The following is a 14,227-nucleotide window of genomic DNA, read 5'->3' on the forward strand; positions in this document are numbered from 1 at the left end:
TCCTTAACTATCCAAGGATAGTTTGCTTATGTATTCTGCGAAGGCTTTGTTATTCAATGATGCCCGGTTATACATTATGAATAATTTTACTTTTGGTAATTCAAAATCGGTTTTAATTTCTTTAAATTTCAATGCTGGCTGATAAATTTCATAAATTTGTCTGGGGAGTGCACCAATAATATCCGTACTGGCGATAACGTTAGCAATCGAGAGTAAGGAGTCGCTACTAAAACCTACTTTATGGAATGCCATCGATTCGCTTGCACGGGAACGATAATCTTTAATACCCTGATCTTCAGAGGAAAAATATGTAAATTGCTCTTGTTGGATTTGTTCGAGTGTGCTCGTTTCATTTATTCTGGGATGGTTGCCACTGCACACTAAAACACAGTCAATAGTCTTGAAATGAGTACATACAATAGAACGATTGTGAACTGGCGTTGTTGTAATCACCAGATCGGCTTTACGATAGGCAAGGATGTTTTCGGCCGTTTCTGCTGACATTAATATATCATGATGCTCAATTTCAATATCTGAATTTCCTCTGAGGCTATTAATTAAAGATGTCACATTCAGGTTGGTTGTAATTTGTGGACTGTAGATGACGAATTTATTTTTCAGGCTGGAACCGTGCATTATATTGATGGTTTGTTCCAGATTATTGAGATTTTTTTCAAGGTGAAGATGAAGGTTTACCCCTGTGACCGTAGGCGTAATGCCTTTGCCTGAGCGAATAAACAGGGGGTCGTTAAACTGTGTACGCAGTCGCTGTAATGACTGGCTGACGGCTGAAGGGGTGATATACAGTGTTGCCGCAGCTTTACTGATGCTCAAATGTTGATAAATACATTCAAAAATTACCAACAGGTTAAGATCGAATTTTTTGAGGTCATAGAGGTTAGCCATGCATACCTTCCTGTGATGGTAATGTATAGGATAATTCAATTGTTGAATAATTTAAATTCTAATCATTCTTAGAATTTATGTTTATGGCTTAATGAATAATTAACTTAAACTAAAATAACACAGATTGCTTGATGGTTACGATAAAAATACATTTTAAAGAGTGATTGAAATGAGAACCATAACAATCACTCATTCTGTTACCTTTATTTATTTCCCATAATAATATTTAATTTATCTTTATCGGGTAATCCCACTTCCTGTTGTAACGTATCGTCTTTGCTCATGTAGTAGATCGCGGGCGTCACATTAGCACCTAAATCATCCATGAGTTTTTGGTTGATATTCAGTACTTTCATCTGTTCTGGATGGACTGAAGCCGGGATTTCCAGCTTCATTTTCCCGCCGGATGCTTCATAGTCATGCCAGGTTTTGGCCGGATCTTTGGATGCCAGGATTGCAGCAGCGGTTGCCGGGCTTTCGGGCTTGATCACGCCAACCAGCAGCGTACGCAGCTGAACTTTACCGGAATCTACCCATGGGCGCGCCTGCTGCCAGAACTGTTTACAATAAGGACAGAAGGGATCGGCAAACACGTAAACGATGACCGGGGCTTCTTTTTTCCCGTCCAGAATCCACGACGCTTTTTCCATTCGCTGCCACATCTCACGTCCGGCAGGGGCATAGATCTCTTTTTCTATGAGCGCATTACTGAGGTTTTCGCCTTTTTCATTATACATGTAGCCGGAGATGGCATGTTTACCGTCAGGCGTGACATAGATAGTGACCCCCATGTCCTGGTATTTTCCCAGATAGCCTTTCATTCCACCCGGTGCGTCGAAGGGCTTCAGGATGGTAATTCCCTGTTTCTCAATGGCTTTAACAGGGGCAGGGAGCTCCTCTGCGTGCACGATAGCGGGGAGAAGAGTTAAGAGTAAGGTGCGTTTAAACATTGATTTTCCTTATAAAATCAGCAGGAAAGTGGGCTTAATTGCAAAACCTATCACAGCCATAGGTAAGATCGACGGTCTGTCGATTGCCCTTTCTTTAGTTGGGTGATGTAATCCCTATCGCTGTTACGACCTTTGTTAAGGTAATGTAGAGCGCAACACATAGCCAGCCCTGCTGGCACTGACGTTACCTGCGGGTAGCTCGGGTAATGAGGCTCCCTGCAAAGGGGGCCTTTTTTACTTTTATCTTTAGGTTCACAACATGAGTTTGAGTGGGTTGTTAGTTAACGCTTATTGATTTGATAAAGGAAACGCATTAGCCCTGCGAAGAGATTTTCGTTAACTTATCTCTCAACGAAAACACGGAGGAAGTACAGATGTCTTTGATTAATACCAAAATTAAACCTTTCAAAAACCAGGCGTTCAAAAACGGTGAGTTCATCGAAGTAACCGAGAAAGATACCGAAGGTCGCTGGAGCGTCTTCTTCTTCTACCCGGCTGACTTTACTTTCGTATGCCCGACCGAGCTGGGTGACGTTGCAGACCATTACGAAGAACTGCAGAAACTGGGCGTAGATGTGTATTCCGTTTCTACCGACACCCACTTCACCCACAAAGCATGGCACAGCAGCTCTGAAACTATCGCGAAAATCAAATACGCGATGATCGGCGACCCGACTGGCGCCCTGACCCGTAACTTCGACAACATGCGTGAAGATGAAGGTCTGGCTGACCGCGCAACCTTCGTTGTTGACCCGCAGGGTATCATCCAGGCAATCGAAGTTACTGCTGAAGGTATCGGCCGTGATGCGTCTGACCTGCTGCGTAAAATCAAAGCAGCACAGTACGTCGCTTCCCACCCAGGTGAAGTTTGCCCGGCAAAATGGAAAGAAGGTGAAGCAACCTTAGCGCCATCTCTGGACCTGGTTGGTAAAATCTAAGTCGCATAGTTTGTAGGCCGGATAAACGTAGTGCATCCGGCATTCCACAGGCGCAAATTTGCGCCTGTTTCATTCCAGCACCATGACGCAAGTTGCATTAATGCAGTCCCGCAAAATCGGCTTGCATGATGATGTTTTCAGAGAGGGAAGAAGAATGCTCGACACAAATATGAAAACCCAGCTCAGGGCTTACCTTGAGAAACTGACCAAACCTGTTGAGCTGATTGCGACGCTGGATGACAGCGCTAAATCGGCAGAAATCAAGGAACTGCTGACTGAAATTGCTGAACTGTCAGAAAAAGTCACCTTCAAAGAAGACAATACTCTGGCGGTGCGTAAGCCATCGTTCCTGATTACCAATCCCGGTTCTCACCAGGGACCGCGTTTTGCCGGTTCTCCGCTGGGTCATGAGTTTACCTCTCTGGTGCTGGCGCTGTTGTGGACCGGTGGTCATCCGTCAAAAGAGGCGCAGACGTTGCTGGAGCAGATCCGCGATCTCGACGGTGATTTTGAATTTGAAACCTATTATTCACTTTCCTGCCATAACTGCCCGGACGTGGTGCAGGCGCTGAACCTGATGGCGGTGTTGAACCCACGTATCAAGCATACGGCGATTGACGGCGGTACATTCCAGAACGAAATCACCGATCGTAACGTGATGGGCGTTCCGGCGGTATTTATGAACGGCAAAGAGTTCGGTCAGGGGCGTATGACGCTGACTGAGATCGTGGCGAAAGTGGATACCGGCGCAGAAAAACGTGCGGCTGAAGAGCTGAATAAGCGCGATGCTTATGACGTATTGATTGTCGGTTCTGGTCCTGCAGGTGCGGCGGCAGCGGTGTACTCTGCACGTAAAGGCATTCGCACCGGTCTGATGGGCGAACGTTTTGGCGGTCAGGTCCTTGATACTGTTGATATTGAAAACTATATCTCAGTACCGAAAACTGAAGGTCAGAAACTGGCAGGCGCGCTGAAAGCACACGTTGATGATTATAATGTCGATGTGATTGACAGCCAGAGCGCGAGCAAACTCATTCCAGCAGCGCAGGAAGGCGGTTTGCATCAGATTGAAACGGCCTCCGGCGCGGTGCTGAAAGCACGTAGCATTATCATCGCCACCGGCGCGAAATGGCGCAACATGAACGTTCCGGGTGAAGATCAGTATCGCACCAAAGGCGTAACCTACTGCCCGCACTGTGATGGCCCGCTGTTTAAAGGCAAGCGTGTTGCGGTGATTGGCGGCGGTAACTCCGGCGTTGAAGCGGCTATCGACCTGGCAGGTATTGTTGAACATGTGACGCTGCTGGAGTTTGCTCCTGAAATGAAGGCCGACCAGGTGCTGCAAAATAAGCTTCGCAGTCTGAAAAACGTCGACATCATTCTGAATGCGCAAACGACAGAAGTGAAAGGCGATGGCAGCAAAGTTACTGGCCTGGAGTATCGTGACCGTGTGAGCGGCGATGTTCACAATGTGGAACTGGCAGGTATCTTTGTTCAGATTGGTCTGCTGCCGAACACCAACTGGCTGGAAGGCGCCGTTGAACGTAACCGTATGGGTGAAATCATCATCGATGCCAAGTGCGAAACCAGCGTGAAAGGCGTTTTCGCTGCCGGTGACTGCACCACCGTACCGTATAAGCAGATTATCATCGCGACCGGTGAAGGCGCGAAGGCCTCGTTAAGTTCGTTTGATTATCTGATTCGCACGACAGTAGCATAAAAAAAGTAAGACTCACCTGCAATGCCAAAACCGCCAGTCATCCGCTGGCGGTTTTTTATTTCCATACACTTAAATTGTCAATTCTTGAAACAATAAACCGTTTAAAACATTCACTTAATTAGCCTGATCATTATTTTCATCAAAGAAAGAGAGGGCGTTATCTTTATTATATTAACCTGCATTATTTTTTTATTTGTTGTGTGAATAAATGGTTGGTTAATTCATGGGTGAAATATATGAAACCCTGACGATCTTTGAATCGACAGGGTTATTGTTACGTGATTTTTTTATCTCTCACGATAGTTACACGCTGAAAGCGGCTTATTCAGCTTTAGATACAAATGCCTCAACGCTAACAGAGCAGGAGTGGCTGGAGGCGGAGTACGACTTCAATGCACTATTTGTTGGGCCGCAGACGCTAAAAGCCCCGCCGTTCGCTTCGGTATACCTTGAAGAAGATGCCCTCGTAATGGGTAAATCAACCTTAAGCATTCGGGAATTCATGGCAAATATAGGTCTATCTATAAACCATGTAAATAATATCCCGGATGATCATATTTCCTGCGTATTGGAATTAGCCGTTTTATTATCGGCAAATGCCAGGCTATCAGCAGAATACCAGATCGTTATGACTCAATATGTAATTGAGTATATAGCGATGTGGATGCCCGCGTATATAGAAAAAATACATATAAATGCACAAACCGTTACGTTGAAAAACGTTGCGGAAAGGTTGTCTTTTTGGCTTGATGAATTAAACACGAGAGTATCAATATGAGTAATGAACCGGGAGTTCTGAACAGACGTTCATTTTTGAAAGGGTTGATTGCCCTTGGAACGGTGGCTGCCCTGCCAGGGGGATTGCTGACTTCACGCTGTGCATTGGCGCAACCGCCAATTCCGTTTAATCCCAAAACCTACAAAATCTATCGTAACGCCTGTCCACGTAACTGCTATGACACTTGTAGCCTGAAAACCTGGGTGAAGGATGACGTCATCACCTTTGTGGAAGGCGCGCCTGAATCAACGTTTACGCATGGAACTCCGTGTGTGAAGGGATTGAGCTATCCACGTAGGGTATACAGCCCGGACCGCATTAAATATCCGATGGTTCAGGATGTTCGCGGCAGCGGTAACTGGCGTCGTATCTCCTGGGATGAAGCAATGCAGCGCATTGCGACCAAGATGCTGGAGATTAAAAAGAAAGATGGTTCAATGTTGGGTCTGGCGCTGACCAAGTACTCAGGCAAATTTGGTGTATTGAACTATGCCGTTGAAGGGATGATGTCTTCACTGGGTTACACCACCCGTTTTGCCGGAACACCTTGCTGGCCAGCCGGTATCGACGCGCAAAACTACGACATGGGCGACATGTGGTGTAACGACCCGGAAGATATGGTGAAAGCCAAATACATTATTATCTGGGGCGCTAACCCGGCCTGGTGCTCTATGCACACCATGAAGTACATCTATCAGGCGCGGGAAAAAGGCGCAAAAGTGGTCGTTATCGATCCACTGTTAACCCAAACCGCTGCGAAAGCCGATCTCTATTTACGTGTTCGGCCAGGATCAGATGGCGCTCTGGCGCTGGGCATGGCACGCCACCTGGTGGACAAAGGATTGGTTGATCAGGATTTCGTTAACAACTATTCCCATGGTTATGCTGAATTTGAAGAGTATTTGCGTAATAACGTTACCGTAGAGTGGGCATCTGAGATTTGCGGGCTGTCGGCGGATGTTATTCGCCAGTTGGCGGAAGAATTTACCGCGGTTAACCCTGCTACCGTGTGGATTGGCTACGGCATGCAGCGCCATGTCAACGGCGGCGCTAACGTACGGGCGATCGATGCCTTTGTGGCAATGACCGGCAATATTGGCATTGAGGGTGGTGGCGCTCGCTACGGTCATTTGCATACCTGGGGCTTTAACTACAATGCCATGTTGCAGAAGCCACCGCTAGGCTCCATTGGGATGCCGGGGGCGGCGGGCACAACCAGCGAGTTTGGTTCTGGGGAGGAAGTCGCACAGTATTCCGATCGCTCGTTGAATATCAACCAGACCGCAAAGGGAATTCTGGAAGCCAATGAGCCGCCTGTCCGAATGCTTTGGGTTGCCTGTAAGAACCCGTTTGCTCAGGATTTTGATCGCAGCAAGATGGAAAAAGCATTCGAAAAACTGGAAATGGTGGTGTGCGCCGACCAATTCTTTAACGAGACCGTCCAGCATGCCGATATCGTTTTGCCTGTCACCACAGCCTTTGAAGAGTGGAACGTAGACGCCTCATATTGGCACTACTGGCTCTCAATCAACCAGCCTGCAATTAAGCCAATGTATGAGGCAAAATGCGATCTGGAAATCGCCGTTTTACTTTCCCGCACAATCAACAAGCTGGAGCCGGGTTCTTGCACATTCCCGCAGGAGTTCGATCATAAGCGCTGGCTGGACCAGGAGTTCAATGACGGAATGGCCAAAATGTTTGGTATCTCCTCCTGGGATGATTTACTGGAAGGGCCGAAAAAAGCCATTCTGCCAAGTTCTGCGGCCTGGTATGACCGTAAGTTTAAAACGCCCTCTGGAAAGTTTGAGTTCAAATCTGAGCTGTGTGAGAAAAATGGTCATACGGCGCTGCCGGAATACAAACCGGAGGCAAAAAGCACGTTGCCATTCCACCTGTTTACGCCGCATGTCCAGTTCGGTATCCATTCCCAATTCATCAACCTTGACTGGATGCAGGTCTTCTATCCTGAACCGTTTGTTTATATGCACCCGGTTTCCGCCGGGAAAAGAGGCATCGCTGAAAATGACCTGGTGAAAGTGTTTAACACCGCAGGTGAGGTGGAGTTACGTGCGAAGGTAACCGCTAACGTTCCGGAGGATTTCCTGGTGATGTACGAGGCTTGGTTCCCGAAACGGAAATACAACGTTCAAAACGTAGTGGCGGATACTCCAGCCGATATGGGCTTGATGAAAACTGGTGCGCCAGGTGCGGCCATCCATAGTCAGTTTGCGGACATCATTTTGATCGATAAAGGAGCAGCGGCATGAGGCGCGCGTTTTTAGTTAATAGCGATAAGTGTATCGGCTGCCGTGGCTGTGCGATGGCGTGTAAGAGTTTTAACCAGCTGGAGCCAGAACGTTTCTGGCGCTACGTCTACCCGCTGGATAAAGAAATTTATCCGCATGAAGAGCGAGCGTTCTACTCGCTGGCCTGTAACCACTGCGAAAATCCGGCCTGCCTGGCGGCTTGTCCGGTAGAGGCGTACACCAAACGTGAGGATGGCGTTGTAGTGCATAACCCGGAACGTTGTATCGGATGCAAAAACTGTATTCGCAACTGTCCATACGGTGCGCCGCGCTTTAATGAAGAGACGAAAAAAGCGGAAAAATGCAGCATGTGCTATGAGCGTCTTGATGTTGGCATGCAGCCGGCGTGCGTGAATGCCTGTCCGGTAGGTGCGCTGACGCTTATCGATCTGGATGCCGATCCTATACCTGATAATGCGGTGCAGTATCCGCCGGGATTCCCGCGTATGCCGCAGCTTAATCCTGGCACGCGTTTTATCCTTGCGCGTCAACCAAAGCAGCCGGAGGCCAAGTAATGGAAAAGTATGAACTTCCTCTGGTCATTTTTACCGTATTAAGCCAAATGTCGGTTGGGATCACGCTCATTCTGACGCTGCGTGTGCTGCAAGGAAAACTGGAGAGCAAGCGCCTGTACTGGCTGGTAAGTGGACTGGTTCTGGCGGCGGCGTCCGTGGCGGCGATATTACACCTTGCGCATCCGGACCGCGCCTACGATGCCTTGATCAACCTGCAGCATGCCTGGCTGAGCCGAGAGATTCTGGGCGCCACTTTATACGGTGCAGCTGTCGGGGTGACGTTTTTGGCAAAAGGGCACAAAGCACCAGCTGTTCTGGCCTCTGTTCTCGGTATCGCGCTGGTGGCGGTACAGGGGATGACCTATGCCGCCCCGGCAATGGTGGCGATTGCCAACGGTCTGACAATGCTGTTGTTCTTCATCACGGTGTGGGTGATGGGGTGTGCTGCGATTCCACTGCTTAACCTCGCACCTGCCGTTGCTGCATTGCGCCAGGGGATTGTCGTGTGTATGGCAGTCATGATCGCCGCACCCATTATCTGGCTAAGCGGTGGCACCATCATGCAGATGACGGCGCATGCCTGGCTGACGTCGCCACTTTATCTGGCGAGTCTGGTGTGTCTGGCGGTGGCCTTTGTGCTTAGCCGTCAGGGCGAGCATCGCGCAAAAGCGCTTTTCGTCCTGTTGTTTGTTGGCATATTCCTGAGCCGTCTGACGTTTTTTGGCGATACGATCAGCTCCATCGTGAATATCGGCCATTTGTATTAATCGTGAGGTAATAAAAACCCCTGTCAGGCGTTAACCTGGCAGGGGTTTTCTTTAGCAAATCAGTGGCTGTTAACGAACAACCAGCACTGGCAAAGTCGCGTGTCGAACAACGCTGGAAGCGTTAGAGCCGAGCAGATGGGTGCTGATTGATGGGTTACGCGACCCAATGACAACGACATCCGCATTCAACTCTTCACCCAATTCGTTGACCACGTCACGTACGCTGCCAAAGCGGACGTGTTGCTTAATACGGGAAGGATCGATGCTGAAGTGACCGACCATCGTTTGCAGACGGGTTTCCGCTTCGTGTTGCAGATGCTCTTCAAAACGACGGACATCGGCTGCAAAGCGGTGCAAGCTTAAGCTCGCTGAGCCTGGCAGCACATGCAGTAGATGGATAACCCCTTTATCCTGGGCCAGAAATTCTGCATGGCGAATAGCCTTGTCGCTCAGTTCCATTTCGAATACATCAACTGGCATTATGATTGTGTTGTACATAAACATTCTCCTTGTCATTACATGAACACATAACAGCATAGTATTAAAAATGATTCTGTCAGTCACGACACAGATTTATGTTTTGCGAACAGGAAAGAAAGCGAGGAGCAGGGAGATCTAACCGGAAAGAGGATGCGGATGCATCCCCTGTAAGATAAAGCGAGTGGCTTTGATAAGACAGAGTTAGCGCAGGTAGTCGCCTGCAGCTTCAGGCTGGTACTCAAGCTCGATAACTTCGAGGTGCGTTGAGGTCCCGCCTGGCAGTTCCCAGTGAATGGTATCACCAACGCGCAGCCCCAGAAGTGCAGCGCCGACAGGTGCCATTACCGAAAGCTGTGTGTTGCTGTCAGTCATAGTAGCCGGATACACCAGGGTACGCACACGGACTTCGCCATCACTCAGATTGCGGAATTTCACGCGGCTGTTCATGGTCACGACGTCGTGCGGCATGGTTTCTGGAGAACACATTTGGGCACGATCCAGCTCGGCGTTAAGGGCGTCGGCAATCGGTAAACCAGCAAACGCAGGTTGCTCCAACAGGCGGTCAATGCGTTCCGCATCGAGGTCGTTAATGATGATAGTTGGTCTGGACATTTATTACTCCATGTCGTCGAAACTGCGGGTGCGCAGGTAAATAATCCCAAAAGAAAACCCTCACCGTCAGGCGGCAAGGGTTTAGCTTTTATGATGATACTGAGACTTACCCCATGTTTGAAGTGATTTAGTTCACATTCAGGTAAATCATCAATTTTGTCGCGTATGGTGTGATTTTAGCCGAAAAACGTGATCGTTCTCCAATTTGCATTATGCTTTTTAAGCGCTCGCTGCGGGCGCGTCAAACAACTCAGTGTTCCGCGACAGGAGATCTCATGAGCCAGTACGACAAACTTACCTTGAAAGACGGCAGCTATTTGCATTTTAAAGACTGGGGAAGTGGACAACCTATTGTGTTTAGTCACGGTTGGCCGCTGACGGCAGACGCGTTTGAAGATCAGATGCTGTTCCTTGGATCGAAAGGATTTCGTGTGATCGCCCATGACAGGCGCGGACATGGGCGTTCGGCCCAACCCTGGGATGGACATCATATGGATCAGTATGCTGACGACCTGGCTGAACTTACCGCGCATCTCAATCTTAAAGATGCCGTACATGTTGGGCACTCTACCGGCGGTGGGGAAGTGGCTCGTTATATTGGCCGGCATGGGACGCAGCGGGTGGCAAAAGCGGTGTTAATTGGCGCGGTGACGCCCATCATGATCAAGACTGACTTTAACCCAAATGGCGTGCCGAAAGAGGTATTCGATGGCATCCGTGAGGGGGTTGTGAACGATCGCGCCGCCTTTTTCTATGAGCTGACCGCTGCATTCTATGGCTACAATCGTCCTGGCGCGAAAGAGTCGAAAGCTGTACGGGAAAGTTTTGTTGAACAGGGCTTACAAGGGTCCATCAAAGCGTTGTACGACTGCATTCATGCGTTTTCGGAAACAGATCTGCGTGAAGACCTCAAAAAGATGACCATCCCGACGCTGGTGATCCACGGTGATGACGATCAGATTGTTCCGTTTGAAACCTGCGGAAAGGTCGCGGCGGAAATGCTGCCGGACTCGCAGTTAAAGGTATATGTCGGCGGCTCGCATGGCATCTGCACCACCCATAAGCAACAGATCAACGGTGACCTGCTCAACTTTATTCAGTCGTAATCGTTGGCAGATTGTTCTACGCTGATCTTCTTTTTCCAGGGGGATGAGCGAAGCATAATTTGTGCTGCGCTGACGTTAACTTCAACAGGGAACGCTATGTATTTCTATCAACCGTCACAGGGACACGGCTTACCGCATGATCCGCTAAATGCCATCATTGGACCGCGCCCGATTGGCTGGATTGCGTCGCGTGACAGCAACGGTCGGCACAATCTGGCACCATACAGTTTCTTTAACTGTTTTAACTATCATCCGCCGATTATCGGTTTCGCCAGCAGCGGCTGGAAAGACAGCGTGCAGAATATTATCGAAACCGGTGAATTTGTCTGGAACCTGACGACTCTTGAGCTGGCCACTGCGATGAACGAAACGTCAGCCAGCTTGCCGCACGGTGAGGACGAGTTTTTTGCCGCCGGGCTTAGCAAGGCAGATAGCCGGATAGTCAACGTGCCGCGCGTGGCGCAAAGCCCGGTCAATTTTGAGTGTCGCTTATCGCAAAGCCTGCAACTGACTACCGCTGATGGCTCACCGGTTGATACCTGGCTGGTGTTGGGAGAAGTGGTAGGCATTCACATAGATGAAACGCTCCTGGAAGACGGCATCTATCAGACGGCGAAAGCGAAACCGGTACTGCGTGCAGGTGGGCCAACGGCGTATTATTCGATCAGTGAAACACATCGTTTTGATTTAGTTCGCCCGGACGCCCGTGCAAAATGCTAAGTTTACGGACCGACGCCAGCTCGCAGCGTCGGTCGCAAGTTTCAGTATCCCACTTTGTCGATAATAAACTGTTTACCGCAGCTACCCGGATGCGGTTGCGGTAAGAATGACTGGGCAGATAACGTCTGGTTGATGTTGTCGGCTTTCAGGGATAACTGGATCTCAGTGAGATACGCTGGATTGCCGTGGCAGCTTAGCTTCACAGCTTTGACGTTCTCTTTGCCCCAGCTTTTGGCAACGGCGGCGTCAAATGCGTTACGGCTGACGGTTTTGCCGTAGTTTTCCGCCAGGAATTTGCCCACCTCGCTGTCCTTAACCTCATTATTCAGCCGCACCATCGTGCCGAAGTACGCGTCGGGATCAAAACCGAAACACGCGCCATGTTTGGCATACTCGTAACGTTCCAGACAGGATCTTCCTCCAGCGCCGGGCATTACGGCGCTGAGTTTTGCCGCGCTTTCCAGCGACAGCCCGGTTTCGGGGGCCGCGCATTTACGGCTGGCGCGGGCTTCAGGCAGGTTGGGAATAGGGCGAGTCGCGCAGCCAAAACGCATCCAACGGCGATTGTCTACTCCACGGGCAGCAATGGATTTAGGCAGGCTGGGCCATAAACCGTGAACGGTCAGGAAATCAGCTTTGTCTGCGCTCTCTTTTTGCAAACGACATTCGTCAGGCTCCTGACGATTACGCTCGTGTTGGCTCTGACAAAATCCGGTTTGCCAGGAGAGAGCCAGCACATAGCTGTCAAAATCAGCGTACTGTTTTGCCTGAAGTTCATCGGCCTGAGCTGCAGAAACTGGTAGCAGGAGTGCTGCCAGCAACGAAGAATAACGCCATGTTGATGTCATGATGATTTCGGACACTTATATAAATTCTGAATATCATCTATTTAATCATAAAAAATGCCAGTCAGGTTTAGCTGACTGGCATCATTTTCATCAAGCGTGAACGGGAATGATTAGCTCCACATTGCCAGAATCGGCCAGCCGACCAGCAGAAGCATAGCGATGTAGATAACGCCGAAGATAGCACCCAGACGCCAGTAGTCTTTGGACTTCACATAACCACAGCCGTAGATGATAACGCCTGGGCCTGTTGCATATGGAGTCAGACAGCCCATGATACCGATGGACAGTACCAGCAGGATACACAGGTGTTCCATCGGCACGCCCGGGATACCTTTACCGACGGCCAGAATAACCGGCAGCATGGTGGCGGTGTGAGCGGAAAGGCTGGCAAACAGGTAGTGAGCAAAGTAGAACACCAGCACCAGAACGATCACGGTCGCGTTAGGCGAGAAGCCTTCCAGGTGCGTGCTCATAGTGTTGGCGAACCAGTCGATGAAGCCTGAACGGGTTAAACCATTCGCCATAACGACCAGCGTGGCGAGGTTAACCAGAGTGTTCCATGCGCTGTTATAACGGGTAATGTCTTTCCACGGTACAACGTGCAGCGCCAGCATCAGGGAGACAGCCAGCAGGCCCACTGCGGTTGCATCAATCAGTTTACCACCGAAGACCCACAGGCCCAGGCTGAGCAGTACCAGACCGATCAGCGTTATCTCTTTACGGGTCAGTTTACCCATGCCTTTCAGTTCATCACCGGCCCAAGCGGCAACTTCAGCACTGTGAGTAACTTCTGGTTTGTACAGAACGTATGACAGCCACGGAGCAACGATCAGCAAAATAATACCGACCGGCAGGAAGCTGAGGAACCACTGCAACCAACTGATTTGAATACCGGCAATTTTGTTGACGAATTCCAGACCCAGCACGTTAGGCGCAGCGCCGGTCACGAACATCGAGGAACTCAGGCTGGTACTGATGACCATCATCCACATCAAATATCCACCGATACGGCGCGCGGAAGGATCGTTCGGGAATGATTTAAACAGCGGCGGCAGGTTTTTGATAACCGGGAATACGGTGCCACCGGTACGCGCAGTGTTAGATGGAGTAAACGGTGCCAGCAGAATGTCGATGATAACAATCGCATAGCCCAGCGTCAGGGTACGTTTACCCATGAATTTCACCAGGAACAGCGCGATACGACGACCCAGACCGGTGACTTCATAACCCAGTGCGAAGATAAACGCACCAAACACCAACCACACGGTGGTGCTGGAGAAGCCCGCCAGACCCCATTTCAGCGCTTGCTTACCCGCTTTAAACGCCGGGTCGGCCAGTTCTGAAGCATCAAACAGCAGATAGTTGCTGCCGATAACGCAGATCGTTACGGCGATAAAGCTGATCGCTGTTGCCGGAATTGGCTCCAGGATCATACCGACGATCATCGCCACAAACACGGCAAAGTAGTGCCAGGCCTGTGGAGGCATTCCATCAGGGACGGGGATAAGAAACATGACACCCATGACGACCAGGGGGGCCAATAACTTCCATATTTTATCTTTTGCTAAAGACATGTGTGTG

General features: G+C 49.7%; 14 protein-coding genes. 8 read left to right on the forward strand and 6 right to left on the reverse strand.

The genetic code is table 11. The features are described 5' to 3' along the window. Positions 1-3 precede the first annotated feature (3 nt). Together citR and dsbG are read right to left on the reverse strand one after the other, a co-directional pair. Positions 4-906 (reverse strand): DNA-binding transcriptional repressor CitR, encoded by a 903-nt coding sequence (gene citR / locus OGY68_RS07500; RefSeq protein WP_057095085.1) that lies wholly within the window; start codon positions 904-906, stop codon positions 4-6. A gap of 203 nt (positions 907-1,109) precedes the next feature. Then, positions 1,110-1,856: a thiol:disulfide interchange protein DsbG gene (gene dsbG / locus OGY68_RS07505; RefSeq protein ID WP_048235899.1), complete on the reverse strand. Its 747-nt coding sequence runs from the start codon at positions 1,854-1,856 to the stop codon at positions 1,110-1,112. 374 nt (positions 1,857-2,230) lie between these two features. Here dsbG and ahpC point away from each other — a divergent pair, with 374 nt between their 5' ends. The 6 genes from ahpC (at position 2,231) to OGY68_RS07535 (ending at position 8,880) form a co-directional block, all read left to right on the forward strand. Continuing rightward, positions 2,231-2,794 (forward strand): alkyl hydroperoxide reductase subunit C, encoded by a 564-nt coding sequence (ahpC, locus tag OGY68_RS07510; protein WP_002894394.1) that lies wholly within the window; start codon positions 2,231-2,233, stop codon positions 2,792-2,794. A 154-nt stretch (positions 2,795-2,948) separates the two neighbouring features. Beyond that, complete coding sequence (ahpF, locus tag OGY68_RS07515; RefSeq protein ID WP_057067696.1) at positions 2,949-4,514, forward strand: alkyl hydroperoxide reductase subunit F; 1,566 nt, start codon at positions 2,949-2,951, stop codon at positions 4,512-4,514. A 223-nt stretch (positions 4,515-4,737) separates the two neighbouring features. Further along, the gene (locus OGY68_RS07520) at positions 4,738-5,292 is read left to right on the forward strand and encodes a TorD/DmsD family molecular chaperone (RefSeq protein ID WP_057067697.1); all 555 of its coding nucleotides are present in this window, start codon (positions 4,738-4,740) and stop codon (positions 5,290-5,292) included. Then, entirely contained in the window at positions 5,289-7,559 is a 2,271-nt protein-coding gene (locus OGY68_RS07525) for a molybdopterin-dependent oxidoreductase (RefSeq protein ID WP_286616927.1), read from the forward strand. Before OGY68_RS07520 ends, OGY68_RS07525 begins: the two co-directional genes overlap by 4 nt. After that, positions 7,556-8,113, forward strand: coding sequence for a 4Fe-4S dicluster domain-containing protein (locus OGY68_RS07530; RefSeq protein WP_008784074.1), 558 nt, complete (start codon positions 7,556-7,558; stop codon positions 8,111-8,113). The genes OGY68_RS07525 and OGY68_RS07530 overlap by 4 nt, the downstream gene beginning before the upstream one ends. Continuing rightward, positions 8,113-8,880 (forward strand): dimethyl sulfoxide reductase anchor subunit family protein, encoded by a 768-nt coding sequence (locus OGY68_RS07535; protein WP_057067699.1) that lies wholly within the window; start codon positions 8,113-8,115, stop codon positions 8,878-8,880. Before OGY68_RS07530 ends, OGY68_RS07535 begins: the two co-directional genes overlap by 1 nt. Before the next feature lie 69 nt (positions 8,881-8,949). On the opposite strand, the gene uspG is transcribed toward OGY68_RS07535, so the two are convergent. Further along, complete coding sequence (gene uspG, locus OGY68_RS07540) at positions 8,950-9,378, reverse strand: universal stress protein UspG (RefSeq protein WP_003022101.1); 429 nt, start codon at positions 9,376-9,378, stop codon at positions 8,950-8,952. Positions 9,379-9,561: 183 nt separating this feature from the next. Next, positions 9,562-9,972, reverse strand: a complete 411-nt coding sequence (gene rnk / locus OGY68_RS07545; protein WP_003831264.1) for a nucleoside diphosphate kinase regulator — start codon at positions 9,970-9,972, stop codon at positions 9,562-9,564. A 275-nt stretch (positions 9,973-10,247) separates the two neighbouring features. Here rnk and OGY68_RS07550 point away from each other — a divergent pair, with 275 nt between their 5' ends. Both OGY68_RS07550 and OGY68_RS07555 read left to right on the forward strand, forming a co-directional pair. Beyond that, positions 10,248-11,078, forward strand: coding sequence for an alpha/beta fold hydrolase (locus OGY68_RS07550; protein WP_048235896.1), 831 nt, complete (start codon positions 10,248-10,250; stop codon positions 11,076-11,078). A gap of 96 nt (positions 11,079-11,174) precedes the next feature. Then, a complete protein-coding gene (locus tag OGY68_RS07555; protein ID WP_057067700.1) occupies positions 11,175-11,798 on the forward strand; it encodes a flavin reductase family protein in 624 nt (207 codons plus the stop codon). Between the two features lie 41 nt (positions 11,799-11,839). On the opposite strand, the gene rna is transcribed toward OGY68_RS07555, so the two are convergent. Both rna and citT read right to left on the reverse strand, forming a co-directional pair. Continuing rightward, positions 11,840-12,646: a ribonuclease I gene (rna, locus tag OGY68_RS07560; protein WP_048236469.1), complete on the reverse strand. Its 807-nt coding sequence runs from the start codon at positions 12,644-12,646 to the stop codon at positions 11,840-11,842. 110 nt (positions 12,647-12,756) lie between these two features. After that, entirely contained in the window at positions 12,757-14,220 is a 1,464-nt protein-coding gene (citT, locus tag OGY68_RS07565; protein WP_003831271.1) for a citrate/succinate antiporter CitT, read from the reverse strand. Positions 14,221-14,227 lie beyond the last annotated feature (7 nt).

The sequence above is a fragment of the Citrobacter sp. Cpo065 genome (assembly GCF_030332805.1).
Lineage (GTDB): Bacteria > Pseudomonadota > Gammaproteobacteria > Enterobacterales > Enterobacteriaceae > Citrobacter > Citrobacter portucalensis.

Bases quoted from the DNA above. Each gene is read 5' to 3' on its own strand.
- dsbG (WP_048235899.1), bottom strand. From the start codon at position 1,856: ATGTTTAAACGCACCTTACTCTTAACTCTTCTCCCCGCTATCGTGCAC.
- OGY68_RS07520 (WP_057067697.1), top strand. From the start codon at position 4,738: ATGGGTGAAATATATGAAACCCTGACGATCTTTGAATCGACAGGGTTA.
- citR (WP_057095085.1), bottom strand. From the start codon at position 906: ATGGCTAACCTCTATGACCTCAAAAAATTCGATCTTAACCTGTTGGTA.
- ahpC (WP_002894394.1), top strand. From the start codon at position 2,231: ATGTCTTTGATTAATACCAAAATTAAACCTTTCAAAAACCAGGCGTTC.
- OGY68_RS07535 (WP_057067699.1), top strand. From the start codon at position 8,113: ATGGAAAAGTATGAACTTCCTCTGGTCATTTTTACCGTATTAAGCCAA.
- OGY68_RS07550 (WP_048235896.1), top strand. From the start codon at position 10,248: ATGAGCCAGTACGACAAACTTACCTTGAAAGACGGCAGCTATTTGCAT.
- citT (WP_003831271.1), bottom strand. From the start codon at position 14,220: ATGTCTTTAGCAAAAGATAAAATATGGAAGTTATTGGCCCCCCTGGTC.
- ahpF (WP_057067696.1), top strand. From the start codon at position 2,949: ATGCTCGACACAAATATGAAAACCCAGCTCAGGGCTTACCTTGAGAAA.
- rna (WP_048236469.1), bottom strand. From the start codon at position 12,646: ATGACATCAACATGGCGTTATTCTTCGTTGCTGGCAGCACTCCTGCTA.
- OGY68_RS07555 (WP_057067700.1), top strand. From the start codon at position 11,175: ATGTATTTCTATCAACCGTCACAGGGACACGGCTTACCGCATGATCCG.
- OGY68_RS07530 (WP_008784074.1), top strand. From the start codon at position 7,556: ATGAGGCGCGCGTTTTTAGTTAATAGCGATAAGTGTATCGGCTGCCGT.
- rnk (WP_003831264.1), bottom strand. From the start codon at position 9,972: ATGTCCAGACCAACTATCATCATTAACGACCTCGATGCGGAACGCATT.
- uspG (WP_003022101.1), bottom strand. From the start codon at position 9,378: ATGTACAACACAATCATAATGCCAGTTGATGTATTCGAAATGGAACTG.
- OGY68_RS07525 (WP_286616927.1), top strand. From the start codon at position 5,289: ATGAGTAATGAACCGGGAGTTCTGAACAGACGTTCATTTTTGAAAGGG.